14 protein-coding genes are annotated in these 24,162 nt (G+C 69.8%); 3 read left to right on the top strand and 11 right to left on the bottom strand.

The window, feature by feature from the left end; all coding sequences use genetic code 11:
- Positions 1 to 11: 11 nt before the first annotated feature.
- Positions 12 to 260: a phosphoribosylformylglycinamidine synthase subunit PurS gene (gene purS, locus AKJ08_RS00140; protein ID WP_050724211.1), complete on the bottom strand. Its 249-nt coding sequence runs from the start codon at positions 258 to 260 to the stop codon at positions 12 to 14.
- Between the two features lie 241 nt (positions 261 to 501).
- Between purS and AKJ08_RS00135 the strand changes: the two genes are divergently transcribed.
- Entirely contained in the window at positions 502 to 6,084 is a 5,583-nt protein-coding gene (locus tag AKJ08_RS00135) for a choice-of-anchor J domain-containing protein (RefSeq protein WP_157370358.1), read from the top strand.
- Between the two features lie 140 nt (positions 6,085 to 6,224).
- Positions 6,225 to 7,490, top strand: coding sequence for a hemolysin family protein (locus AKJ08_RS00130; RefSeq protein ID WP_050727374.1), 1,266 nt, complete (start codon positions 6,225 to 6,227; stop codon positions 7,488 to 7,490).
- 5 nt (positions 7,491 to 7,495) lie between these two features.
- On the opposite strand, the gene glgA is transcribed toward AKJ08_RS00130, so the two are convergent.
- Genes glgA through glgC form a run of 6 tightly spaced genes read right to left on the bottom strand, consistent with a single transcriptional unit; the run spans position 7,496 to position 14,585 of the window.
- Positions 7,496 to 8,902, bottom strand: coding sequence for a glycogen synthase GlgA (gene glgA / locus AKJ08_RS00125; protein WP_050724209.1), 1,407 nt, complete (start codon positions 8,900 to 8,902; stop codon positions 7,496 to 7,498).
- On the bottom strand, positions 8,899 to 9,897 hold the full coding sequence (locus AKJ08_RS00120; protein WP_050724208.1) for a galactose-1-phosphate uridylyltransferase: 999 nt from the start codon (positions 9,895 to 9,897) through the stop codon (positions 8,899 to 8,901). The genes glgA and AKJ08_RS00120 overlap by 4 nt, the downstream gene beginning before the upstream one ends.
- A gap of 24 nt (positions 9,898 to 9,921) precedes the next feature.
- Positions 9,922 to 10,821: a GGDEF domain-containing protein gene (locus AKJ08_RS00115; RefSeq protein WP_082342472.1), complete on the bottom strand. Its 900-nt coding sequence runs from the start codon at positions 10,819 to 10,821 to the stop codon at positions 9,922 to 9,924.
- A 3-nt stretch (positions 10,822 to 10,824) separates the two neighbouring features.
- A complete protein-coding gene (locus tag AKJ08_RS00110; RefSeq protein WP_050724207.1) occupies positions 10,825 to 12,993 on the bottom strand; it encodes a glycoside hydrolase family 57 protein in 2,169 nt (722 codons plus the stop codon).
- Positions 12,994 to 13,014: 21 nt separating this feature from the next.
- Positions 13,015 to 13,287, bottom strand: coding sequence for a hypothetical protein (locus AKJ08_RS00105; protein WP_157370357.1), 273 nt, complete (start codon positions 13,285 to 13,287; stop codon positions 13,015 to 13,017).
- A gap of 56 nt (positions 13,288 to 13,343) precedes the next feature.
- Positions 13,344 to 14,585 carry a glucose-1-phosphate adenylyltransferase gene (gene glgC / locus AKJ08_RS00100; RefSeq protein WP_050724205.1) on the bottom strand — a complete coding sequence of 414 codons (1,242 nt, stop codon included), beginning with the start codon at positions 14,583 to 14,585 and terminating at the stop codon, positions 13,344 to 13,346.
- Positions 14,586 to 14,785: 200 nt separating this feature from the next.
- Here glgC and AKJ08_RS00095 point away from each other — a divergent pair, with 200 nt between their 5' ends.
- Positions 14,786 to 15,208 carry a CBS domain-containing protein gene (locus tag AKJ08_RS00095; protein ID WP_082342470.1) on the top strand — a complete coding sequence of 141 codons (423 nt, stop codon included), beginning with the start codon at positions 14,786 to 14,788 and terminating at the stop codon, positions 15,206 to 15,208.
- Here AKJ08_RS00095 and AKJ08_RS00090 read toward each other — a convergent pair.
- The 4 genes from AKJ08_RS00090 to AKJ08_RS00075 form a co-directional block, all read right to left on the bottom strand.
- Positions 15,183 to 15,701, bottom strand: a complete 519-nt coding sequence (locus AKJ08_RS00090; protein WP_050724203.1) for a 2-thiouracil desulfurase family protein — start codon at positions 15,699 to 15,701, stop codon at positions 15,183 to 15,185. The two genes, AKJ08_RS00095 and AKJ08_RS00090, sit on opposite strands and share 26 nt — an antisense overlap.
- A 2-nt stretch (positions 15,702 to 15,703) precedes the next feature.
- A complete protein-coding gene (locus tag AKJ08_RS00085; RefSeq protein WP_050727372.1) occupies positions 15,704 to 18,022 on the bottom strand; it encodes an ATP-dependent helicase in 2,319 nt (772 codons plus the stop codon).
- 125 nt (positions 18,023 to 18,147) lie between these two features.
- Entirely contained in the window at positions 18,148 to 20,346 is a 2,199-nt protein-coding gene (locus AKJ08_RS20040) for an alpha-2-macroglobulin family protein (RefSeq protein ID WP_050724202.1), read from the bottom strand.
- Positions 20,347 to 20,357: 11 nt separating this feature from the next.
- On the bottom strand, positions 20,358 to 24,128 hold the full coding sequence (locus AKJ08_RS00075) for an Ig-like domain-containing alpha-2-macroglobulin family protein (RefSeq protein WP_082342464.1): 3,771 nt from the start codon (positions 24,126 to 24,128) through the stop codon (positions 20,358 to 20,360).
- Positions 24,129 to 24,162 lie beyond the last annotated feature (34 nt).

Below are 24,162 nucleotides of genomic sequence, written 5' to 3'. Positions count from 1 at the left end.
CGGCCGCCTGATCAGGCGCCGACGATCTCGATGCGGTAGTCCTCGATCACGGTGTTCGCGAGGAGGCGCTGGCACATCTCGGTGAGGCGCTCCTTGGCCTTCTCCGGGGAGGAGCCGTCGGCGAGCTTCACCTCGATGAACTTGCCGAGGCGAACGTCCTCGACCTCTTCGAAGCCCATGGAGGAGAGGGAGAGGGCGACGGCCTTTCCCTGGGGATCGAGGACCCCACGCTTGAGCGTGACGTAGACGCGGGCCTGCATCGTGCTGCTCCTGGCGGCGCCATCCGCCGAGAGGGCCCCCGCCGCGGGAGCGGCCAAGGGCGTTGGTGGCGCGGCCTATAGCACTTTGATCGCCGTCTGCGAAGGGCCATCGGGCCGGACCTCGCCTGGCGACTTCGACGGGATGATCGCCGATGACTGAAACTTTGTTCCCATCTATTTGCACCAGCAAGGAAATCGCCTAGCATCCCAGCCCTCCCATAGCAGCAAAGCAGAGGGCATCATGAGTCGTACCTCCGATTCGGTAGTGGCGTTTGGCGTATTGAGAAGGCTCTGCCTTCCCGTTCTCCTCTCTTTCTCTGTCGCTGCCTGTGGTGGCGGCGGCGGCAACGATTCTCCTGGCGGAACCGGCGGAACGGTCGGCACCGGCGGTAGCGGCGGCGAAGGCACCGGCGGCACCGGCGGCGAAGGCACCGGAGGCACCGGCGGCGAGGCCACCGGCGGCACCGGCGGCGAGGCCACCGGCGGCTCAGGCGGTGAAGGCACCGGCGGGTCCGGCGGCGAAGGCACCGGAGGCACCGGCGGCAGCGAGGAGCCCGCGTGCGTCACCGACGAGGAGTGCGCGCCCCTCGCCGCGGATCAGTGCGTCACCGCGGTCTGCAACGACGGCAGGTACGAAGGCCCCGTGGGCGTCTGCGTCCAGGTGCCCCTCGAGGCCGGAACGGCCTGCGACGACGGCCTCTTCTGCACCCTGAACGACGTCTGCGACGGCGAGGGCGTCTGCGTCGGCACGACGCCGAACGATTGCGGCCTCGAGCCCGCCTCGTGCCAGGCCGTGGCCTGCGACGAGGACAGCCAGACCTGCGACTTCGTCGCCGGCAACGAAGGCGGAAGCTGCGACTCTGGCGACCTCTGTGAGGTCGGGAGCTGCCACGCCGGAGAGTGCGTCGGCGCGCCGAAGAGCTGCGCGGGCCTGAACGGCGCGTGCACCGTGGGCGTCTGCAACCCCGCCGACGGATCCTGCGAGGCGGAGCCGGTCGACGCCGGCACCTCCTGCTCCCTCTTCGGCCTCGGCCAGTGCGAGTTCGCGACCTGCAACGCAACCGGCACCTGCGAGGCACATCCGGTCGCCGCGGGCACCTCCTGCAATCTTCCCAACCTCGGCCAGTGCGAGGTCGCGACCTGCAACGCCGCTGGCGCCTGCGAGTCCGATGCCCGTCCCGACGGCTCGGCCTGCAACTCCGGCAATCCCTGCACCACCGGCGACGCCTGCGTCGCGGGCAGCTGCAGCGGCACCTACGACGAGGCGACCTGCACGGCCAACGCGCTCCATTACTCGGAGAACTTCGAGGACTGCGCGGCCTCCGGCTGGACCTTCACCCGCGACTGGCAGTGCGGCACGCCCGCCAACGTGGGCCCTGCGTGCCACGGCGGCACCGGCTGCTTCGCGACCCAGCTCGCGGCGCAATACTCCCCGGATCAGAGCTTCGACACCACCACCGCCACCTCGCCGGTCATCGACCTGAGCCGGGCGAGCGATCCGCGCCTCTCCTTCTGGGCGTGGGTGGACACGGAAGGTGACAACAACCTCTACGACGGCTTCAACGTGAAGGCGCGCCGGGTGGGCGAGACCGACTTCACCGTCCTCCATCCGGAGATCCCCGGCTACCGTTCCGAGATCACGGGCCAGCCCGCCTGGGGCGGCCGCTACGCCGCCCGCGGCTGGCAGCCGTACCGGGTCGATCTCTCGGAGTACGCGGGCTCCGAGATCGAGATCCAGTTCGGCTTCCGCAGCGACGGCAGCCTCCAGTACGACGGCGTCTTCATCGACGACGTCCAGGTGTCCGAGGCCTACGGGTCGCCGAACCTGGTCCTCCGCACCGAGCTCCCGTCCGCGATCGTCGGCCAGGGCTTTGCAGCTCGGGTCTGGTCGCTCGGCGCCTCGAACTCGGAGTGGGCCATCGTGGGCGGAAACCGCCACGAGTGGCTCTCGATCGATCCCACCTCGGGGTTCCTCTTCGGGACGCCGGTCGACGCCGGCCAGACCACGGTCACCGTCCGCGTCCGGAACGCCTGGTATCCCGCGAACGTCGCGGAGAAGACCTTCACGATCGACGTTCGGGACTACGGCTCGCTCCTCCTCTGGGCGGATGATTTCGAGAGCTGCGATTGGACTCTGAGAGGAGACTGGGAGTGCGGCACCCCTGGCGCCTTCGGACCCGAATACGGCCCGTACTCGGGGTCGTCCGTCCTCGCGACGAAGCTCGAGGGCGCATACAGCCCCGACCAGGCGTACGTGTCCGCCACGGCCGACTCGCCGTTCATCGACCTGTCGCAGGCCGAGAGCCCGCTCCTCCAGTTCTACGTCTGGCGCAAGACGGAGAACCCGGACGCCTTCAACCTCAAGGTGAGCACCGACGGCATGAGCTTCACCCAGCTCATGTCGGTGAGCCCCGCGTATGACGGGACCCAGGCCAACGAGCCGGCGTGGTCCGGCGACAAGACGGCTGCCGGATGGCAGCGGTACTCGGTCGACCTCTCGGCGTACGCCGGCGAGCAGATCCAGCTCCGCTTCGCCTTCCGCTCGGACAGCTCCGGCGAGATGAACGGCGTCTTCATCGACGACCTCCGCATCATCGAGAGCGCCGTGAATCCGCTCGTCATCACGACCTCCGTCCTCCCCGACGCCAACACCGGGCTTCCCTTCCTCGGTCCGGTCCGGAAGACGGGCGGCTCGCTCCAGACCGTCTGGAGCATCGTGGGCGGGACGAACGCGGGCTGGCTCACCATCGATCCGGCCACGGGCAACCTCTCGGGAACGCCCGGCGCCGGCAACCTCGGCGCTGTCTCCGTGACCGTGCGCGCAGTGGAGCCCCTCGCGCCGTCGAACCAGGCCGAGAAGACGCTCACCTTCGCGGTGGTCGAGGGCACGCCCGGTGTCTACATGACCAACGACCTCGAGAACTGCGCGGGCCTGGCGCTCCGCGGGGACTGGCAGTGCGGCACCCCGACCAACGTCGGCCCCGCCACCTGCCACTCGGGAACGAGCTGCCTCGCGACCCGACTCGACGACGTCTACAACAACAACCAGGCGTATGAGACGACGACGGCGGACCTCTCGCCGATCAGCCTCTCGGGCGCGGTGGCTCCCAAGCTCTTCTTCTGGGCCTGGATCCAGACCGAGTCCGGCGCGTACGACGCGTTCAACGTGAAGACCAGCGGCGACGGGACCAACTTCGCGATCGCGACGGACGTGACCCCCGCCTACAACGGGACCGCCGCAAACGAGAGCGCCTGGTACGGGCAGTTCGCGGCCCAGGGCTGGCGGCGCTTCGAGGTCGATCTGTCCCGCCACGCCGGCGGGCCGGTGTGGATCCGCTTCGCGTTCCGTTCGGACGGGTCGGGTCAGCACCCCGGCATCTACATCGACGACCTCAGCATCTCGGAGGCGGACGCCGATCCGGTGGGGATCTCCACCAGCCCCAACCTCGGCTCGGCCTTCGTCGATCGGCCGTTCCAGCGCCAGCTCACCAAGCAGTTCGGCAGCCCGGCGTCTTCGTGGAGCTTCGAGGGCGCTCACCCGACCTGGCTCCAGCTCGATCCGGCGACCGGCGCGCTCCGCGGCACGCCCGACGCAGCCAGCGTCGGGACGGTGACGTTCACGGTGCGGGTCGAGGAGCCGTCGCGGCCCGACAACTTCGCCACCAAGACGTTCACCCTCGTCGTCGACGTGCTGCCGGTCGGCACCGTGCACGTGGATGACCTCGAAGGGTGCGGCGGCTGGACCCTCCACGGCGACTGGGAATGCGGGACGCCCTCCATCGTCGGGCCCAGCTCTTGCCACTCCGGCCAGAGCTGCCTCGCCACCAAGCTCGCGAGCGAGTACAGCAACAGCCAGGCGTGGGCTTCGGCCACCGCCGACGCACGGCCGATCGACCTGTCGAGCGTCACCTCGGCCCGGCTCTCCTTCTGGGCCTGGGTCCACACGGAAGGCCCGCGCTACGACGCGTTCAACGTCAAGCTCAGCGCCGACGGCACGAACTGGACGCTCGCCACGGACGAGAGGCCCGCCTACGACGACGTCGCCGACAGCCAGCCGGGCTGGGGCGGTGACCACTCGGCGGAGGGCTGGAAGGAGTACTCGGTCGACCTCTCCCGTTACGCGGGAGGCCCGGTCTACGTCCGCTTCGCGTGGCGCACCGACTCCAGCGGGACGAGGGCTGGCGTCTTCATCGACGACCTGAAGGTGATCGACGCGGCCTACGACCCGATCTCGATCGCGGCGGCGACCCTGCCGTCCGGCGTCGTCGGGCAGCCCTACCAGGCCACGTTCCGGAAGTCCGGCGGCAGCACGACCCCGGTCTGGAGCCTCGTCGGGAATCACCCGAGCTGGCTCTCGATCGACCCTGCGACCGGAACCCTCGGCGGAACGCCGACAGCAGCGGGCGAGGTGACGGTCACGGTGCGCGTCCAGGAGACCACCCTCCCCTCGAACTCCGCCGAGACGACCGCGAGCTTCTTGGTCCGCGCGCTGGAGCCCGGCGTCTTCTTCGTCGAGGACTTCAGCAACTGCCCCGCGGGCTGGACGCTCACCGGCGACTGGGAGTGCGGCGTGCCGTCCAACGTCGGCCCCGCGTCCTGCCGCTCGGGTGGGAACTGCCTCGCGACGAAGCTCGACGGCAATTACACCCAGGCCCTCGACGCTGCGTCGGACTACGCGGAGTCCCCGCCGATCCTCCTGCCGGAGGGCACGAGCCCCGTGCTCACCTTCTGGGCGTGGGTCCAGACCTACAGCAACCGCCACGACTGGTTCGACGTCCGGGCCCGGAGGACCTCGGAGACCTTGTTCACGTTCCTCGATGACGTCTCGCCCCCCTACGTGGAAGGCTCGTGGGGCGGCGACCTCTCGCAGCTCGGCTGGCGGCAGTACACCGTCGATCTCTCCGCCTACGCGGGCGATTCGATCGTGCTCCGCTTCCCCTTCGAGAGCGGCCGATTCGCCGCCCATGCGGGCGTGTACATCGACGGCATCGCCATCCGCGAGGCGTCGAACGTCATGCCTGCCATCGCGGAGAGCGACGTCGCGCCGGCCATCGTGGGCGTTCCCTACGTCGCCCGGCTCCAGAAGTCCGGCGGCCCCGAGCAGGTCTCCTGGAGCATCACCGGCGGTGAGAACTACGGCTGGCTCTCCATCGATCCGGAGACGGGCGTCCTCAGCGGCACGGCCTTCCCGGCCGACGCCGGCCCGGTGAGCGTCACCGTGCGCGTGGAGGATCCGTCCAACCCGCTCTTGGAGGACGAGCGCACCCTGGGCTTCACGGTGTTCGACACCACCGTGCACCTCCAGGAGAGCTTCGAGTCCTGCCCGAACGGATGGACGCTCACCGGCGACTGGGAGTGTGGCGTGCCCACCAATGGCCCAGGCGCCGCGTACGAAGGCCAGCAGTGCATCGCGACCCGCCTTGGCGGCAACTACAGCGACAGCATGAGCTGGGGCATGTCCACCGCGACCTCCCCGGAGATCGACCTGACGGGCTCCGCGCATCCGGCCGCGCTCTTCCGGTTGTGGGTCATGACCGAAGGCGGGAGCTGGGACGGCACCAACCTCAAGGTCAGCACGGACGGCGGCGAGACTTTCACCGCGGTCACGTCCGTCTCGCCCGGGCCGGACGTGCATCTCGACGGCCAGCCCGCCTGGGGCGGCGATCACATCGGCTCCGGCTGGCGTCTGGTGCAGGCGGATCTCACCGAGTACGCCGGTCAGATCGTCCAGCTCCGCTTCGACTTCCGGTCGGACGGCGGCGTGAACTTCGAGGGCGCCTACATCGACGACCTCGTCGTGATCGACGTGCCCGCCCTCCCCTGAGGTCGGTCGCACCATGAAAGCTCGTGAGAGATTCACGAGCTGAACGTCGAAGGGGCGGTCCAATCGGGCCGCCCCTTCTTCTTTTGGACCGGGCCCACCTCACGTCCTCCGCCGATTTCGGGCTATGCTCGGCGGACGGGATGACCCTCCAAGCCCCCTTCCCGGCGCTGGCTCTCGCGGCCATCGTCGCCCGCTTCTTCTTCGTCGCGGCGGAGACCGCCCTCGTGGCCGTCTCTCCCGAGCGGGCGGACGAGCTGCACGCCGCGCGCGGGAGCCTCGCCGCCCGATCCCTCCTCGCCCTAAAGCGCGACGTCGAGAGCAGCTTCGCGACCACGCGGGTCGGCTCCATCTCCGCCCTCGCCCTCGGCGCGGGCCTTGCCGGCATCGCCTGCGCCAGTTGGCTCGGCGCGGAATCGGCGGTGCTCTCCGCAGCGGTGGGTGGGCTGGCCGCCGCCCTCCTCTGCGTCCTGGCGGACACCGTCGCCCGCTCCCTCGCGATCGCGGCGCCGGAGGCCTGGGCCCTCCGCTCGGCGCCGCCGCTCCGGCTCGCCTCCCTCGTGGTGGCGCCGCCGGCCAGGGCCGCTCAAGCCGTCCTCGACCGCCTCCTCTCCCCCCTCGGCGTCCGAGCCACGTTCAAGGGCGCCGATCCCGCCCTCGAGGACATCGAGCGGATCCTGCTCTCCGAGTCGCACCGGGATGGCCCGGCGCCGGAGCTCGTCCACTCCCTCTTCGAGTTCCCGAGCCGCACCGTACGGGATGTGATGGTGCCGCGCACAGAGGTCGTCGCGGCCCCGCTGGGGATCGCCCCCGAGGCCCTGGTGCGGCTCGTGGCGGAGCAAGGGCACTCCCGCCTTCCGATCTACGACGGCCGGATCGATCGGATCGTCGGCGTGCTCCACACGCGGGACATCGTCCCCCTCCTCGCCCACCCCGAGTTGATCCAGCTCGCCGATGCGATCCGCCCTCCGGTCTTCGTCCCCTGGGCGATGCGGATCGGCCGTCTGCTCCGGCAGATGCAGCGGGACCGCATCCACCTGGCGATGGTGGCCGACGAGCACGGCGGCTTCATGGGCATCGTCACCCTCGAGGACATCCTCGAGGAGCTGGTCGGAGGCATCCGCGACGTGCCGAGCGGGACCGAGGTCGTGGAGGCCGACGGCGGCCACCTCGTGGACGCCGGGATCCCGGTGGTCGCCTTCAACGAGCACTTCGGGACCGCCCTCCCGGAGCACGGCGAGTTCGGCACGCTGGCGGGCTTCCTCAACGGCCTCGCCGGCGAGATCCCGGAGGTCGGCGCCACCCTCGAGAGCCATGGCCTCGCCTTCACCGTGGCCGACCGCAACGCCACCCGCGTGCTCCGGGTGCTGGTCCAGGCCGCCGTCTCCGCCAAGCGCAACAGCGCCTGAAATCGTCAACGAATGGAGCGGTAGGCCTCCTCGTAGGCACGCGCGGAAGCGTCCCAGGAGAAGTCCTTCGACCGGCCCCGCTGCACCACACCGTACCAACGCTCGGGCGAGCGAAAAGCGGACAGCGCGCGGTCGACGGCGCCGACGAGCGCCTCGGCGGTGAAGGAGTCGAAGAGGAAGCCCGTGCCGCCGCCGTCCCTCGCTTCCTCCACGGTGTCGGCGAGGCCGCCGGTGGCGCGGACGATGGGGACGCTCCCGTAGCGCAGGGCGTAGAGCTGGCTGAGCCCGCAGGGCTCGTAGAGCGAGGGCATCAGGAAGGCGTCGCTGCCCGCGTAGATCCGGTGAGCGAGCCCCTCGTGGAAGCCCACCTTCACGCCGATTCGCCCGGGGTACTCCAGGGCGGCCCTCTGGAGCCAGTGCTCGTAGCGGTGCTCGCCACTCCCCAGGATGGCGAGGCGGACGTCGCGCTCCAAGAGGTCGGGCAGGGCCTCGAGGACGACGTCGAAGCCCTTCTGGGCGGCGAAGCGGGAGACGATCCCGATCACCATCGCGCCCGCCTCGTCGATCGAGAGCTCGCGGCAGAGCGCCGCACGGCAGGCGGCCTTCCCCGAGAGATCGGCGTCCGAGAACCGCGCGGCCAGGTGTGGATCCCTGGCGGGATCCCACTCCCGGGTGTCGATGCCGTTCAGGATCCCCGTGAGTCGGCCATCGAGGCTCCGCAGGACGCCGTCGAGGCCGAAGCCCTCCTCCGGCTCCTGGATCTCCCGGGCGTAGGTGGGCGAGACGGTGGTGACGAGGTCGGAGAAGACCAGGCCCGCCTTGAGGAAGTTGACCTGGTCGTAGAACTCGAGTCCCTCCGGCGTGAACGCGTCCCAGCCGATCCCCAGCTCCTCCACCACATCCTTTGGGAAGACGCCCTGGTAGCCGAGGTTGTGAATCGTGAAGACGCTCCTGGTGAGGCCAGCCCTGGAGCCCCGGCGGCGCGCCAGGTCCAGGGCGGCGAGCCCCGTCTGCCAGTCGTTGAGGTGCACGACGTCCGGGGGCGCCGGGAGGAGCGCGTCGGCCACGGGCAGGATCGCTCGCGAGAAGAAGCCGAAGCGCTGGGCGTTGTCGGGATAGCCCTCGCCTCCCTCACCGTACACGCCGGTCCGCCCGTAGAGCGCCTCGTTCTCCAAGAAGATCGTGCGCACCCCGTCCAGCGTCGCCTCGTAGAGGCGGGCGTCGGGGATCCGCTCGTCGAGGAGCCGCAGGGCGTGCCGCTCCCGATCGACGCTGCCGTAGAGCGGCGTCACGACCAGGAGCTCGTGGCCCCTCTTGACGAGGGCCCGTGGCAAGGCGCCGGCCACGTCGCCGAGACCGCCGGTCTTGGAGTACGGGGCGACTTCCGCCGACGCGAAGACGATCGTGCTCATTCCCGAACCTTGCGCAGGAAGGCGGCGGCCTCCTCGGGAGGCGTGGAGTTGAGCCAGCTCCCGGTGCCGCGCTCGAAGCCGCCGGGCACCGTGAGCGTGGGAGCCACCTCGAGGCGCCAGTGGAGGCTCGGCGATGCCGCTCCCCTCAGCGGGCCGGAGTGCAGGGCGAAGTTGTAGGCGGGGCGCTCCAGAGCCTTGTCGAGCTTGCGAAGGGCGAGCCGCAGCGCCTCCGCCAACGACTCGAGCTCGTGGCGCTCGATGGCCTCGAAGTGCGACGAGTGTCCCTTGGGGACGATCCAGAGCACGAAGGGGCTGAGCGGGGCCCAGGGGCAGAGCACCGCGTAGCGGGCGTTCTCGAAGACGAGGCGCTCGCCATCCCTCCGCTCGTGGCGGACGATATCGCAGGTGAGGCAGCGCTCCTTGCGGCCGAACCAGGCCTGCTGCTCCTCGCGCTCGAGCGCCACGTCCCTCGGCACCACGGGGAGCGCGATCACCTGGCTGTGCTCGTGGAGGATGGTGGCGCCCGCCTCGGGCCCGTGGTTCTTGAAGATCTGGACGTGGGCGAGCCGCAGGTCCCGGCCGAGATCGAGGATCCGTTCGCGCCAAGCCCAGAGCACTTCGCCGAGCGCGGGGAGGCCGAGGTCGGCCAGCGTCTCGTCGTGGCGCACCGTCTCCACGATCACCTCGTGGGCGCCGATCCCGCTCACGCGATCGTAGGGCCCCTCTGCGGTCCGCTCGAGCTCACCCTCCACGCGAAGCGCGGGAAAGCGGTTGGGAAACGCCCGCACGGTCCAGCGACCGACGTCGGCCGGCGCGTCCGGCGCACGGAGGGCGAGGAGCTCGGGCGGGGTCGCGTCTTCGCTACCCGGGCAGAAGGGGCAGAAGGAGGCCTCCGTCTTCGAGAAGCGCGGCGTGAAGTCGCTGGGCCGCAAGCCCCGCTCGCGGGACAAGACCACCCAGCTTCCGGAGATGGGATCCCTGCGCAGCTCGGACACGGCTCCCCCCGACGAGCTCCGCGATCAGCCGATCGCGCGGCCTCGACCGTAGCGCTTCGCCGCGAGGAGGTTGGCGTCGGCCTCCTCGATGAAGAGCGCCGGCTCCGTGAACCGCGGCGACATGGACGCGATGCCGATGGAGATGGAAACCGGGATCTCCCGCTTCTCGAAGACGATCCGCAGGGAGCCCACGAGCGTGAGGAGCCGTTGCGAGAAGGCGCGGGCCTGCTCGGCGGTGCTCTCGGGCAGGACCACCACGAACTCGTCGCCGCCGAAGCGCGCGAGGAGCTCCTCCTTCCGCATGAGCCTCTTCACGGAGAGCGAGAGCTCCCGCAACACGGCGTCGCCGGCCAGGTGGCCGTGGGTGTCGTTGATCTGCTTGAAGTGGTCCAGATCGAAGACCAGCAGCGAGAGCGGGCGATCGTGCCGGTTGCACCGCGCCATCTCGCGGTCGAGGAACTCGAGGAGATAGCGCCGGTTGTTCACCTCGGTGAGGCCATCGACGATGGCCATCCGGTAGATCTCCTCGTGGTACGAGGCCTCGACACTCCCGGCGCCGAGGTACTTGAAGATCGTGCCACCGACCTTGAGCAGGTCGCCGCTGCGGAGGAGCTCCTCCCGGGGAGGGTGGATCTCCGAGTCGTTCAGGTACGTGCCGTTGGTCGAACCCAGGTCCTGCAGGAAGGCCTGGCCGTCGCGGACCCGGATCTCGCAGTGCCTGCGCGAGACGCTCTCCTGCTCGACCACCACGCGGTTCGCAGGATCCCGACCGATGCCGAGCACGTGACCGTCGAGAGGGATCAGCCTCCCCAGGCCCTGGCCGTAGATCACGACGAGACACCCCGCGCCGCCCGCACCGGTCTCCTGTTGCTCCGCTTGCCCGGGGACGCGGATGACCGTCGTCTCGTGATCGTCGTCGAACATCTTCTAGACCTTCCACATGCGCAGCTCGAAGCTCTCGTCGGGCACGTCCAGCACGATCCACCCCTCCAGCGGGATTCGCTCGACCTCTACCTCGCCGCGGGTCCCCCTCACCGCCATGGAGATCCGCTGCCCCGGCTCGAGCCCCAGCTCGGCGAACGGAACCGCCAACTCCACCACCGTGTGGAAAAACCCCTTTCCCACATGGCGTCCCAACTCCTCACTATACGGCAAGAGCGCTCCCTCGGTGAGCCGGCATCGGAGGTCGAGGTCTCGTTTGTCCACCTGCAGGTCGATGCGGAGCCCGTCCATGGTTGAATGTGCTCTCTCATCCCACATCGGGTCCACGCGCAGATAGAGCGTGTCCAGGTCGAAGCCGAAGCGCAGGCTCGTGAACACCCCCGCCCGTTGGTGCATCGCGCTCTGCCTGGCCTGGGAGGCCTCGAAGATCCCGGCGCCGAGCCACTCCTTCCAGCTCGAGACCTCGCCGTCGAGGACTGGATGGATGAAACCACTCGGCCCCCGCAGCGTCGAGAGGGGCTCGCCCGCCGTGGCGGAGCCGTCCCCGATCGGGCTGAGCGCGGCGGCGGGGATCGGCCGATCGAGCGCGCGGAACGTGGCCTGGATCCGGGTTCGGAAGAGGCGGTCGAACTCCGCCTTCGTCTCGGTCACGAAGTCCTCGTCGTACCACCAGAACCAGTCGGAGGCCTCGGCGGCGAGGAGCTGCTCCTCCGCAGCGGCGATCCGCTCGTGGGGCGCAAGCCGCTCCCGCGCCTCCTGGAGCGCGGCGCGGGCCTCGCCGAGGAGCGCCCAAGCCGCGTTGGACTCCGGCTGGCCGATCCAGATCCGGTAGCTCCCCTCGATCCACGAGCCCGAATGGATCCGCTCCAGGCGGTCCGCCGGGACGCCGCGGGCGATCCGCCGCCCGATCGAGGTGGAGACCACGCCGGCTTCCCTCGCCTCGAGGCGCGAGTAGAGCTCCATTAGGAAGTCGCGGCCCGAGTCGGGGAAGTACTCCCACGGGTTCTCGCCGTCGAGGATCACCGAAACGAGCGGAAGCTCCTCTCCCGCCGGCCTGGCGTCCGCGATGCGGGAGAGGTCCCCGAGGAAGCCCGAGACCGCGTCCTTCGCCGGGCTGCGCGCGTAGCGGAAGCCGATGGCGTCGGAGAGGCCCCGATCGCGAAAGACCATCGCCACCTCGCCGTCGCCGGCGCGCACCCTCCACGGCCTGTAGAGGGATTTTTCACGGTTTGCGCCGGCCGGCAGCGAGCGGAGGAGGACCTCCTCGTCCGACGCGAGCCAGCGCACGCCGGAGGCGGCGAAGACCTCGAGGGCCTCGGGCGACACGCTCCCCTCGGCGGGCCACATCCCCGCCGGCGGCGCGCCGAAGATCGTCGAGACCTGGTCGCGTGCACGCCTCACCTGCTCCCGCGCATCCTCGGGCGCGCGAAGCCTCGGCGGCAGCGGCGCATCCGGCAGCGCGACCTTCGCCGCGTCCGAGTCGCAGAGGAGCGGGAGGATCGGGTGGAAGTAGGGGGTGGCGGAGATCTCCACCATGCCGCCGGAGGCGACCTTTTGCCAGGCGGGGATCACCGAGCCGACCAGGCGGCGCTGGGCCTCGAGGAGCGCCTGCTTGTCGCTCTCGCTGAAGTCCCTCCCTTTGCGGAGGAGCTCGCGGACGGTGTCGTCACGCTCACGGGCAGCGAAGCCCATCCACGCGAGGTTGAAGAGCACCTGCAGGTCGCGAAGGTCGTCGACGCTGAACGCTCTCGACACCTCCCGCAGGTCGACGCCCTCGAGCTCGAGGCCGCGGCGATGGAGGAGCTCGCGGTACCGCGGGATCGGGCGCACGCCCTGCTCCCAGCTCACCATGAAGAACGTCCGGAGGAGGAAGGCGCGCTCCTCGAGGGCGAGATCCTGCGGGGGCCTCGCGGAGAGCTCCAGGAAGCGATCGTTCGCGCGGCCCGAGGCGTAGTCCTCGAGCTGCTCGAGGAGCACGGGCGAGAAGTTCACGGTGGCCGACACGCCGGGGAAGCGCTCGTGGATCGCCGCCATGTCGAGGTAGCCGCGGGTGGCGTGGAGCCGTACCCACGGCAGCACGTAGCTCCCGCTCTCGGGGTCGCGATAGGGCGGCTGGTGCATGTGCCAGAGGAAGGCGACCTCTACGCGATCCATCGTGGCCCCCCGGCGCTGCCGCTATTTCAGGAGCGGCTCCCGCTCTTCCGAGCGGGAGCGCGGAAAGAGGAAGGCGGCGAGCAGGATGCAGACGAGGGCGGCGCCGATCCGGTACCCGAGCCTCTCCACGAGCGAGCCCACGGGCTCGCCGGCGAAGATTAGCGGCTCGTCCCGCACCGCGTCGAAGATCGACGCGGCCGCGAGCACTCCGAAGAGCCCGGCGCCGAAGGCCAGAAAGGGCTTTCGCCGCTTCTTCTTGGCGAAGAGGTCGTCCACGGCGGGGGAATGTGCCAAAGCGGCGCCCGCGGCGCCACCTCGGAAGCGTGCAATCGGCCTTCCGCCAGCACGGCTCATCGCTGCCCCTCGATCCGCATGCCCTTCGGGATCACCACGATCCCGTCGGAGGTGACGTGGAACCGGCGGCGATCCTCCTGCGGGTCGTAGCCGATCACGGTCCCCGGCGGGATCTCCACGTTCTTGTCGATGATCGCCTTGCGGATCCGGCAGCGCCTGCCGATGTCCACCCTCTCGAAGAGGATCGACTCCTCCACCTGGGAGTAGGAGTTGATCCGGACCTGGGGCGAGAGCACGCAGCGGTGCACGCTCCCGCCGGAGAGGATGCAGCCCTCCGAGATCAGGGAGTCAGTGGCCATGCCCACCCGCTCGCTCTCGCGATCGGCGAAGACGAACTTCGCCGGCGGATAGTTGTGCTGCGCGGTGAAGATCGGCCAGCGGTCGTTGTAGAGGTTGAAGACCGGATCCACTTCCACCAGGTCCAGGTTCGAGCGGTAGTAGGTCTCGATCTCCCCGACGTCGCGCCAGTAGCCCCGCTCCTTCGGGCCCTGGCCGGGCACCGAGTTCTGGGCGAAGTCGTACACGAAGACGCGGGAGTGCTTGTACATCTCCGAGATGATCGACTTGCCGAAGTCGTGCGCGGATTCGCGTCCGGCGTCCCGGACGATCTCGCGCACCAGCGCGTCGGTGGTGAAGATGTAGTTCCCCATCGAGGCGAGGATCCGCGTGGGATCGCTCGGCATGGTCTTGGCGGCCTCGACCTTCGGCTTCTCCTGGAAGCCGACCATGCGCCCGTTCGGCTCCATCTCGATCACGCCGAAGCTCGGCGCGTCCGCGACCGGCATCGGGATCGCAGCAACGGTGCAGTCCGCCCCTGTCTCCCGGTGGAAGTGGAGCATCTGCCTCACGTCCATCCGGTAGACGTGATCGGCGCCGAAGACGAAGACGAAGTCCGGCTCTTCGTCGGTGATCAGGTTGAGGTTCTGGTAGACCGCGTCGGCGGAGCCCTTGAACCACTCCGGCCCCGTCCGCATCTGGGCCGGCACCGTCTCCACGTAGTTGTCGAGCATCGCCGCCAGTCGCCAGCCGCGCGTGATGTGCCGGTTCAGTGAATCGGACTTGTACTGGGTGAGCACCTTGATCTTGAGCACGCCCGAGTTCGCGAAGTTGGACAGGGCGAAATCGATGATGCGGTAGCGGCTGCCGAACGGAACCGCCGGCTTCGCCCGATCACGGGTGAGCGGCTCCAGGCGGCGTCCTTCGCCGCCCGCAAGTATCAGCGCGAGTGTCCTCGACATCGGTGTGGGGTCCCCCCGGCATCCTCGGGAGCCTGCGATCTAGCGACCCGGAAGAGGGCCGACAAGCGCGCCTCCTCCGCGGCTTTCGCACGGTCGACACTGGCCGCCGGCGCGACACCCTGGCAGCCGAGCATCCCTCGTTCGGTCCTGCACATATTCGGGAGGACCAAGTGAGGAAGCCCCGGGAGAGGAAGCCAGCGATGCGATGCCGAGACGTGATGTGGAAGGGCCCGATCACCCTGGCGCCGGAGGAGACGGCGCAGGACGCCGTCCGAAAGCTGAAGAGCGCCGACGTCGCCGCGATCCCGGTGACCGACGAGACCGGCCGCTACCTGGGCATGGTCACCGAGCGGGGGCTCGTCCGCGACGTGATGGCCGAGGGCCTCGACCCGAAGCTCACCCGCGTCACGCTCATCCTCGATCGCGGCGTCCCCTCGTGCGAGCCGGACGATCCGGTCGCGGTAGCGCTGAAGCGGATGGACGAGGCGCGCTCGAGGTGGATCGCCGTGCTCGAGTCGGATCGGGTGGTCGGCCTCATCGGCACTCGCGACATCCGTCAGGCGGCGCGCGAAGTGGACGCCCACGAGCTCCACGCCCTCACCGACGCGGCGCTGCTCCACTGAGAGCCGATTCCAGCTCGGCGAGGGCTGCCGCGGCGGCGGGAAGCTCCGCCTCGCTGAACACCCGGATCCCGCTGCGGCGCAGGAGCGCAGCGGTGACGCCCTCTCCACCGATTCGGGTACGGGTGAAGCTCCCGTCGTAGATCTGCAGGCTCCCGCAGGACGGGCTGCGATCCTTGAGCACGGCGACCCGGATCCGGTGGCGCTGGGCGAGCTCCAGGGCCGCCCGGGCTCCCGCCAGAAAATGCTCCGAAACGTCCGTGTTCGATGCGGTCACTACGAGTGAGCGACCGTCCAGCGCGTCGGCGCCCGAGCCTCCGCGGAGCTCCGCCGAGGGCCTGGGCACTGGAAGCCCGCCCGACACCTCCGGGCAGATCGCCACCAGCCGCCCCTCCTCGATCCAGCGCGTGAGGAGCTCGTCCTCGACCTGCGCGGCGGCCCCGTCGAAGCGGACCCGCTGCCCGAGCAGGCACGCGCTGATCAAGATCTTCTCCAAGGTCACACCGCCTGGAGGAAGCGGGCCACGACCCGCTTCACCCCGACCCCCGGGAACCGCACGGCGACCTTGTCGCCGTCGATCCCCTCCACCATGCCGACGCCGAAGCTGGGATGACGGGCCGGCATCCCGATCCGGAACGGGGCGCCTGTGTCGGGAGCGGGAGCCCGGACGACCGCCCTGCGGATCTCGGGCTGCCGAGGGGCAGGCCGCTGATCGAAGGAGTAGTCGACCTGGTAGCGGTCTTCGAAGCCGTCGTCGTCGCCGAGGTCGATCTCGGGCTCGCCCCGAGCGTCGTCGTAGACGACGTGGACCCCCGTCTGCCGCGAAGGCTTGGCCGCCCCCTTGATGCCGAAGAGCTCCCTCGGCACCTCGCCCAGGAAGCGCGAGGCCTCGTTGAAGCGCAGGTTGCCGAAGAGCACGCGGCTGCGGGCCAGCGAGAGCACCAGGCGGCGCTTGGCCCGTGTGAAGCCGACGTAGCAGAGGCGCCGCTCCTCGGCGACCTCCTCGATGCCGCCCTCGTCGCCCAGCGCCCGCGAGTGGGGGAAGACGGTCTCCTCCATTCCGGTGAGGAAGACCCGCTCGAACTCCAGGCCCTTTGACGCGTGGAGCGTCATCAGCGCCACCTTCGGGCCGGCGATCTTCTCGTCGGCGTCGCCCAGGAGGGCGAGCTGCTCCAGGAAGGCGGCGAGCGGCGTCGGCCCCTCGGCCTCGGGTTCGTCCGGGTCGATCGGCGGCGTCCAGGTCTGGTCCCACTCCTTGGCCGCGCCCACGAGCTCGCGGAGGTTGTCCAGGCGATCGACGGCCTCGTCGCTCCCCTCGGCCAGGTACGCATCCTCGAGGCCGGAGAGCTTCAGGGCCGCCTCGGCAGCTGCACCGGCGGATCCGTTGGCCGCCTCGAGGGCGAGCTTGCCCACGAGCTGCGCGAACGAGCGGGCCTTGCCCTGCGCCGAGGCGTTCAGCCCGGGGATCTGCGCCGACTGCCGGCACGCGTCCACGATCCCGACGCCCCACTCCTCCGCCGCCGCCTCGATCCGGCCCACGGTGGTGTCGCCGATGCCCCGGGCCGGCTTGTTGATCACGCGAAGGGCGTCCGCGCTCGAGAGGGGGTTCACCGCGAGCCGCAGGTAGGAGGCGAGGTCCTTCACCTCGGCGCGGTCGTAGAAGGATCGTCCCCGAACCACCGCGTACGGGATCCGGCCGAGGCGGAAGGCCTCCTCGATCACGCGGCTCTGGGCGTTGGTCCGGTAGAAGACCGCGACCTCGGCGGCGTCGACGCCGTCGCGCAGCGCCGCGCGCACCCGGTCGGCCACCTGCTGCGCCTCGTCCCTCTCGTCCCGGGCGACCACGAGCTCGAGGGGCGCGCCGCCGCTCTCCTCCGTCCAGAGGCGCTTGTCCATCCGCGTCGGGTTGTGGGCGATCACCGCGTGGGCGGCGTCGAGGATCGTCTGGGTCGAGCGGTAGTTCTGCTCGAGCTTCACCACCTCGGCCCCGGCGAAGTCCTGGGGGAAGGAGAGCAGGTTCGTGACGTCCGCGCCGCGCCAGCGGTAGATCGCCTGGTCGTCGTCGCCCACCACGCAGAGGCCGCGCCCGTCGCCCGCCAGCATCTGCAGCAGGCGATACTGCACGCGGTTGGTGTCCTGGAACTCGTCCACCAGCACGTGCCGGAAGCGGTTCCGGTACTTCTGCAGGACGTCCGGCGCCTTCTCGAAGAGCTCCACGAGCCGCGATAGCAGGTCGCCGAAGTCCACGGCGCCGGCGGCGGCGAGGGACTTCTGGTAGCGGCGGTAGAGCTCGGGCGTCAGGCGCGAGAGCTCGTCGTAGCCCGGCCGCTTCGCGAGGTCGTCCGGCGAGCGGCCGTGGTTCTTCGCGTCGTCGATCCGGTGGAGCACCTTGCGCGGATCCACGAGCTTCGGATCCACGCCCATCGACTTCATCACCCGCTTCATCTCGGCGAGCTGATCGGAGTCGTCGTAGATCACGAAGCCGCTGGGGATCCCGATGGCCGCGCCGTCCCGGCGCAGGATCCGCGCGCCGGTGGCGTGGAAGGTCGAGATCCAGGCCTCGTGTGCCGTGGGCCCCAGGAGCTTCTCGAGGCGCTCCTTCATCTCGCCGGCGGCCTTGTTGGTGAAGGTCACCGCCAGGATCCGCCACGGCTCGATGCCGTGGGCGATCACGAGGTTCGCGATCCGGTAGGTGATCACGCGGGTCTTGCCCGAACCTGCGCCTGCCAGCACGAGGAGCGGGCCGCCAGTGTGCGTGGCGGCGCGGAGCTGCTCAGGGTTCAGCAGCGACGGAAGCTTGGAGGGATCGAACGCCATGGGGTCGCGCAACCTACCCAACGGGCCGTGAGGGCGCAATCCGCGAGGCAGGCCATTGCGAAACGCGCGGCCCGGTCCCGCTATTTGCGCAGCGCCTCTCGCCCAACCTCGAGAGCCAGAGGCCCCTACTCGATGATCACGCAATCTCCCGCTCCGCGGCCGAAGGTCTCGGGGGCGTACATCTCCTCGGCCTTGGGAGGAGGCACGACGAAAGTGCCGGGCGTGGTCGCGGTCGCGACGTAGGTGTAGTCCCAGACGCCCTCGTAGAGGCGGGAGGCGAAGGCCTCCGCGCGATCGTCGCGCAGGTTCTGGTGCTCGTACCACGTTCGCGTCCAGAGCCAGCGCCACCAACCTCCCCCCGTCTCGGCGTCCCTCTCGCCTTTTGGATCCTTCGGGACCTCGCCGGTGACGGCGAGCGCCGGGTTCAGCGGCTCGAAGCCCGCTGGCAGCGGATCGACGAGCGCCACGTGGTGCCGACGCGCCGGCGCGACCATGGACACGCGCACCCGCACCCTCGCGCCGAGCCGGACCCGCCAGGTGCCGTCCGCGTCGCGCCTCACGTCGTCGGAGCGATCGGCGCCCTCGTAGGCGCGCGAGACCACGAAGCCACGATCGAGCGGAATCGGCCTCAGGTCCGTCGGCGCGTATTGCATGCCGATTCGGAAGTAGAGGCGGCCGGGGCCATCCTTGCCGATAGTGAGCGCCTGCGTGTCCGCCGCGTTTTCCGCGAGCCACGACATGGGGACGCGGAGCTCGCTCTGCTCGGTGGTCCGGCCACGGAAGGCGTGCTGGCCAGCGCAGCGATCGCCGAGCCACACCCGCGCGACGAAGTCGGGCGTCACCTTCTCGTACGTGGAGAAGTAGCGGTCGAGCGCGAGGAGGACGAAGGCGTTCTCCTGGGTGTTCGTCCAGCGGCCCGCCTTGCGATCCCCGAGCAACCCCTTGACGAGCTTCGGGATCAGCGTCGAGCGCGGCTGATCGCCGATGAGCGCCTCGAGCAGCACGCCGTCTGCGCGGTGATCGGAGTGGAGGAGCACCCAGTCCTTGTCGCCATAGCTGGAGACGAAATGGGCGGCGCCGGCGGTCTCGGTGACCCGGTTGCCGATGTGGCGGCGGATCTCCGCGCCCTCGCTGTCGCCGGAGAGCGTGGGCCAGATCCAGCCCAGCGCCTCGAGTGGCAGCTTCTCCACGCCGCCTGCCTCCTCGATCAGCCGCCTGGCCTGCGCGGGATCGGCGTCGTCGATTCGCCCGCGCACGTAGAGCGCGTAGGCGACGATCGATCGGCGAGCCGCCGGCCCATACCAGGCAGGGATGTGAGAATCGATCTTGCGCAGGTAGGCCATCGCGGGCCCGAGCGTGTCGGGAGGCAGCGCGTAGCCCTTCTCCTTCGCGCGGACGAGCGCGTGGGCGACATGGACCGAGAGATACGGCCACGTCTCCTTCTGGCCCGGCCAGAAGCCCCAGCCTCCGCTGCTGTCCTGGGCGCGGGCCAGGCGCTCGAGATCGTCCTCCATCGAGGCCCGCAGCTCCTTGGGCGAGGGCAGGCCCCCCGCCTGGAACGCCGAAAGAACGTCGCGCAGGGCGGCGATCGCGATCACGCGCGAGGCCACCTGCTCGTTGCAGTCGAACGGATACTTCACCAAGTAGAGCACGGCGTCGGTGAGGGCCTGGAGCTGCGTCGAGCTGGTCGAGATCTCGAGGCCGCCGTACTCCGTGAACACCCCCTCCGGCAGCTTCACCGGCTGGGCGATCGCTCCTGCGTCCATTTCTCCGTAGGTCGCGAAGGCCTCCGTCGTCGCAGGCGTGTAGACGGGCAATTCGAGCTGGCTCGCGTCGGCGAAGCCCGGCGCAGCGACGCCGAACTGGAAGCGCGCCTTGCCCGCCCTCCGCGTCGATGCGGGGAAGCGGACCTCGACACGATCGCTCGCGGGCACCGTCACGCGCTTGGCGCCGTCGCGGATCGTGGCGTTCGTCGCGCGCACCACCACGTCTGCGTCCACCGGCGCGTCGGTCTGGTTCTGGATCACCACGGAGAGATCGAACGCGTCGCCGAAGTTGAGGAAGCGCGGCGCGCTCGGCCTGACCATCAGCGGCAGCCGCGCCGTAATCGTCGCCTCGCTCGAGCCGAAGAAGTTGGCCCCAGCGGAGGCGACCGTCATCACCCGGTAGCGGGTGAGGTTGTCGGGCAGCTTCACCGGCGCTGTGGCGCGGCCGCTCGCGTCGGTCCGCACCCGAGGCGCGAAGAGCGCGAGCGAGGAGAAGTCTACGCGCACGTCGATCGGTGAGGCGTCGGCGGTCTCACCCGGGTCGCCCAGGTTGCCCAACAGCCCCGCGCTCAGGATCTTTTTGCGCTCGCCCCCCGAGCCCCGAGCCCGCCCAGGCCAAGACCTCTCCCTCCCTCCCCGCCCCCCCTCCTCCCGGGCTCGACCGCGGGCTCCCCGAGGATCACGTTCTCACGGTTGCCGAGCGCGCGGACGTCGGCGGATCGATCGGCGTAGAAGACCGCGAGCGGGTCCGGCGTCTCGTACCCCGAGAGGGCCAACACCGCCTCGTCGACGACGATCACCGCGACCTCGGCGTTCTTCGCAGGGCGCCCGCTCGGCTCATACACCTCGAGATCGATGGTCGTGCTACCCCCCGGCGAAAGGCTCAGCGCCTTCGGCGTCGCCTTCACCTTGAGTGTCCGCGTGGACGGGAGGACCTTCACCTCGGCCGAGCCGCTCGCATACGCGGGGCGGCGCGGCGACGAAGTATCGGCCTCGCCGTCGGCCCCCTCGCGCAACGCGGCGCCCACGAGATCGACCGAGATACTCACGTTCGGCACCATCGCGTCGTCGAGCGCGACCTGCAGCGTCTGCGACGGCTCGCGCATCGTGAAGCGCTCCAGATGCACGACGCCCTGGCGACGAACCGTGAGCACGCCTTCCGCCGGCGCCAGCGGCGAGATCACCAGCAAAGTCGCCGTCTCCCCAGGCAGGTACTCGTTCTTGTCGGGGATGACGGTGAGGCGATCGGCGTCGACGCCACTCCGCTTCGGCCCGTCCCCGCCCATCACCCAGGTCTCGATCGTCGACTGATTCCGCCGCCCCTGCTCATCGGTGACCACCGCCGTCACCCGGTACAGCCCGCCCCCCTTCGTCTCCAACGAGCAGCGGAGCGGCATCGCGTCGGAGGAGCTCTTCACCTCGCAGCGCTGCACGTCCACCTCCTGCTCCACGTGCTCCATTCCGCGCCGCGTGCTCTCGAGCCGGGCGCTCCGCACCTCGATCGGCCTGCCGCCAATGAGCGCGCCGTCTAGATCCGCGACGACGAGCTCGACCGCGAGCGGCTCGCCAGCGCGTACAAAGTTCTTCGCGAGGCGCAAGCCCACGTAGCGATCCGACTGATGAACCAGCATCGAGGCGCGGCCGGACCAGCGCTGTCGGTTTACATCCTCGACACTCGAGGCAAGCGAGAGGCTAATCGGGTATGCCGGCTCGCGGGCGTCGAAGTCCAAGCGCAGACTATGAACTCCCGCCGCATCGGTGCGCGCAGACCACCATTCTTTCCTGCCTCCCTCGCCGCCGGGCCCGCGCCACCACCAGAACCTCTTGGACTCCGGGCCGAAGTGATAATCACGCTGGTGCGGAGGCGTGAACGAGGTGGTGTTCTGCGTGATCGTCCAGTCCACAGGAGCGTTGGGGAGGCCGCCCCCCGCGTAGTATGACGCGACGACCGAGGCGATCGCGTGGCCGGCGCCGAAGTACGGGCCCTCGCCCACGCGCGTCTTCACCTCGAACTCGGGCTTGCGGAACTCCTGGATCGAGAAGCGATGCTTCCATGTGTTCGGCAGCGAGGAGCCGATCAGCTCCAGCTCGACCTCGCCCTCGCCGAGGTTCACGTTCGCCGGGAGATCGAAGGCGAGGTCGAACGCTCCGTGCTCATCGATCGTCACGAGCCCGCCTGTCAGCTCGGCGCCGCGCGGATCGCGCACGAGGTACTTGACGCTCTCCCCCAGCTCGTCCGGCGGTGCCGCCACCAGGTCGCCGCCGCGCGAGAGCTCTGCGACGCGGAGCCAGCCCTTGACGTGGACCTTCTCGCTGGGCTTGTACATCCCGCGATCATCGAAGACGAGCCAGCGCGGAGCGCGCGAGTACCTGTGCTGCACAAAGGTCTCAGTGTCGCTCCGGCCCTCTGTCAGGAACGCCGTGTCGCGGCCCCGCTTCGCCACAAGGGGATAGCCGCCGTGCACGAGCGGGAGCGTCGCCAGGCCGTTCTTCGTCGGCACCGCCGGGCCTGCGCCGAGGAGCGAGACTTCCACGCCGTCGAGCGGCGCCCCGTCGGCGAGGTTCGTCACCCACGCCGTGGCGCGATCCGGTTCCAGGAAGGCCTGAATCCCGAGCTCCGTCGCCTGCACCCAGACCACCACGTCCTCGATGTACTCGTAGCCCTTTCGCGTGCGCGCCGGATTCACCCACACCACCGCGTGGCCCAGGCCGTGATCGAGCGCCGCGGAGAGATCGATCGGCGTCGCGGCGAGATCGTCGGGGGCCGCTTGTGGGCGAACCACCTCGTCGACCACGAGGCGCCCTGGTGGCGCGCCCTCGCGCTGCCACGACCAAGGGCTGCGCCAGGACGCGAACGCCCGCCAGTCCTCGGGCGTCACCGCGTAGACACGCGTCCGCAGCGCCTCCTCGTTTATCGAGTAGGCCACGTACTGCCTCGGCGCCGCGGGATCGAGCACGACCATCTCGCCCTCGGGGCCAAAGAGGCGCGGCACCGCCGGGCCCACGCTGAACGACGCGGGAACGGTCGTGTCCAGCGTCTGGCCAAATACGTCGGTGAGCGCGGCGTGGATCGCCACGGCATAGTCGGTGCGCCCCTTGGTGCGCCCGCGGATCGTGATCTCGTGATCGTCTACGGAGACCTTCATCCCCGGAATCTCGGGCGAGACGGTCACGAGCTCCGGGTCGAATCTCGCCCCGTCGAGCTCGTTCGAAAATCTCAGCACGAACGGTGTGTAGGGCGTGCAGCGATCGTCCCAGCCGCACTTCGTCTGGCGCAGGTTCAACGGGCCGAAGGTCTCGAAGTCGAACGACTGCTCCTTCGTGGTGGGCAGCGGCCCCTCGGCGCCTCTCGTGCCCTCTGCGATCCGCACCCTGACTCGAGTGCCGTTCGGCAGGCGGCGCTCGGGACGGAACGCGAACCAGCGCCCCTCGTCCGCCCGCTCGATTGCGCGACGGACGCCTTCGTCCGCGTCGATCTCGTCCTGGGTGGCGAGCCGAGCGGGGATCTTCGCATCGCCCGCGATAATCTCCACGTTGTCGAACATCGCCGCCGGATCGATCGCCTGATCGAAGGCCGCGAAGAGCACCGGCTCGAGCGACACCGAGGAGCCCTTGGGTAGCCAGCTCTCGAGCGCTGGCGGCGGCGTTGTGAAGCTCCATTTCACTTCATCGGCGAGGGCTTGCCCGCTAATCGCCCTCGTGCCTTCCGGCACCGTCACCGAGAACGACGTCGCCATCGGCATGCGCTTCGTGGGCTGGAACACCAACGTGCGCGTGCCCAGCCACCTCCATTCTCCTTCCGGCTCCGGCGAGATCCGCGCCGGTACACTCTCCTTCGAGAGCTCTCCGATCGACGTGATCGGCACCATCGGCTCCGAGAAGGTCACGGAGACGTTCGGCGCGATCGGCACCTCACCCTCCGGCGCATAACGATCGACCGAGAGCGGCCCGGTCGGCGTCGCGACCACGGCGGGCGGGGCTTCGATCGGCGGAAACGCCTCGTCGATCGTGACACCAGGGCGCGGCGCCGGGATCGAGCGCGCCCGCAGGGAGAAGCTCGCCGCGTCGCCCGGCTGCTCCGCCAGCTTCGGAAGGCGGGCCAGCAAGCGCGCCGCGTCTTCCTTCCCGAGCGGCATCGCCGCTGCGACCTTCCGCTCCTCGATCGCCTGGATCCCGTCGTCGGCGTTGCTCAAGCGAAAGCCGAGCGCCGAGCTCGAGCCGCGAGCGGGCGTCTTCACCGTCGTCTCTGCCGCCTTCATCACCCCTGGGGGCCTGCTCCCGGGGCAGCCGACTGCAATGACGGCTGCGAGCAATGCAAGGAAGAGCGTATGGCGGTTCATTCGGAATGGAACCTATCGTTCGAGGCCAAGGGGA

The sequence above is a fragment of the Vulgatibacter incomptus genome, assembly GCF_001263175.1.
In the GTDB taxonomy this organism is placed as follows: domain Bacteria; phylum Myxococcota; class Myxococcia; order Myxococcales; family Vulgatibacteraceae; genus Vulgatibacter; species Vulgatibacter incomptus.
Note: the sequence above shows the minus strand (reverse complement) of the source record. Positions and strands in the feature narration are given on the sequence as shown.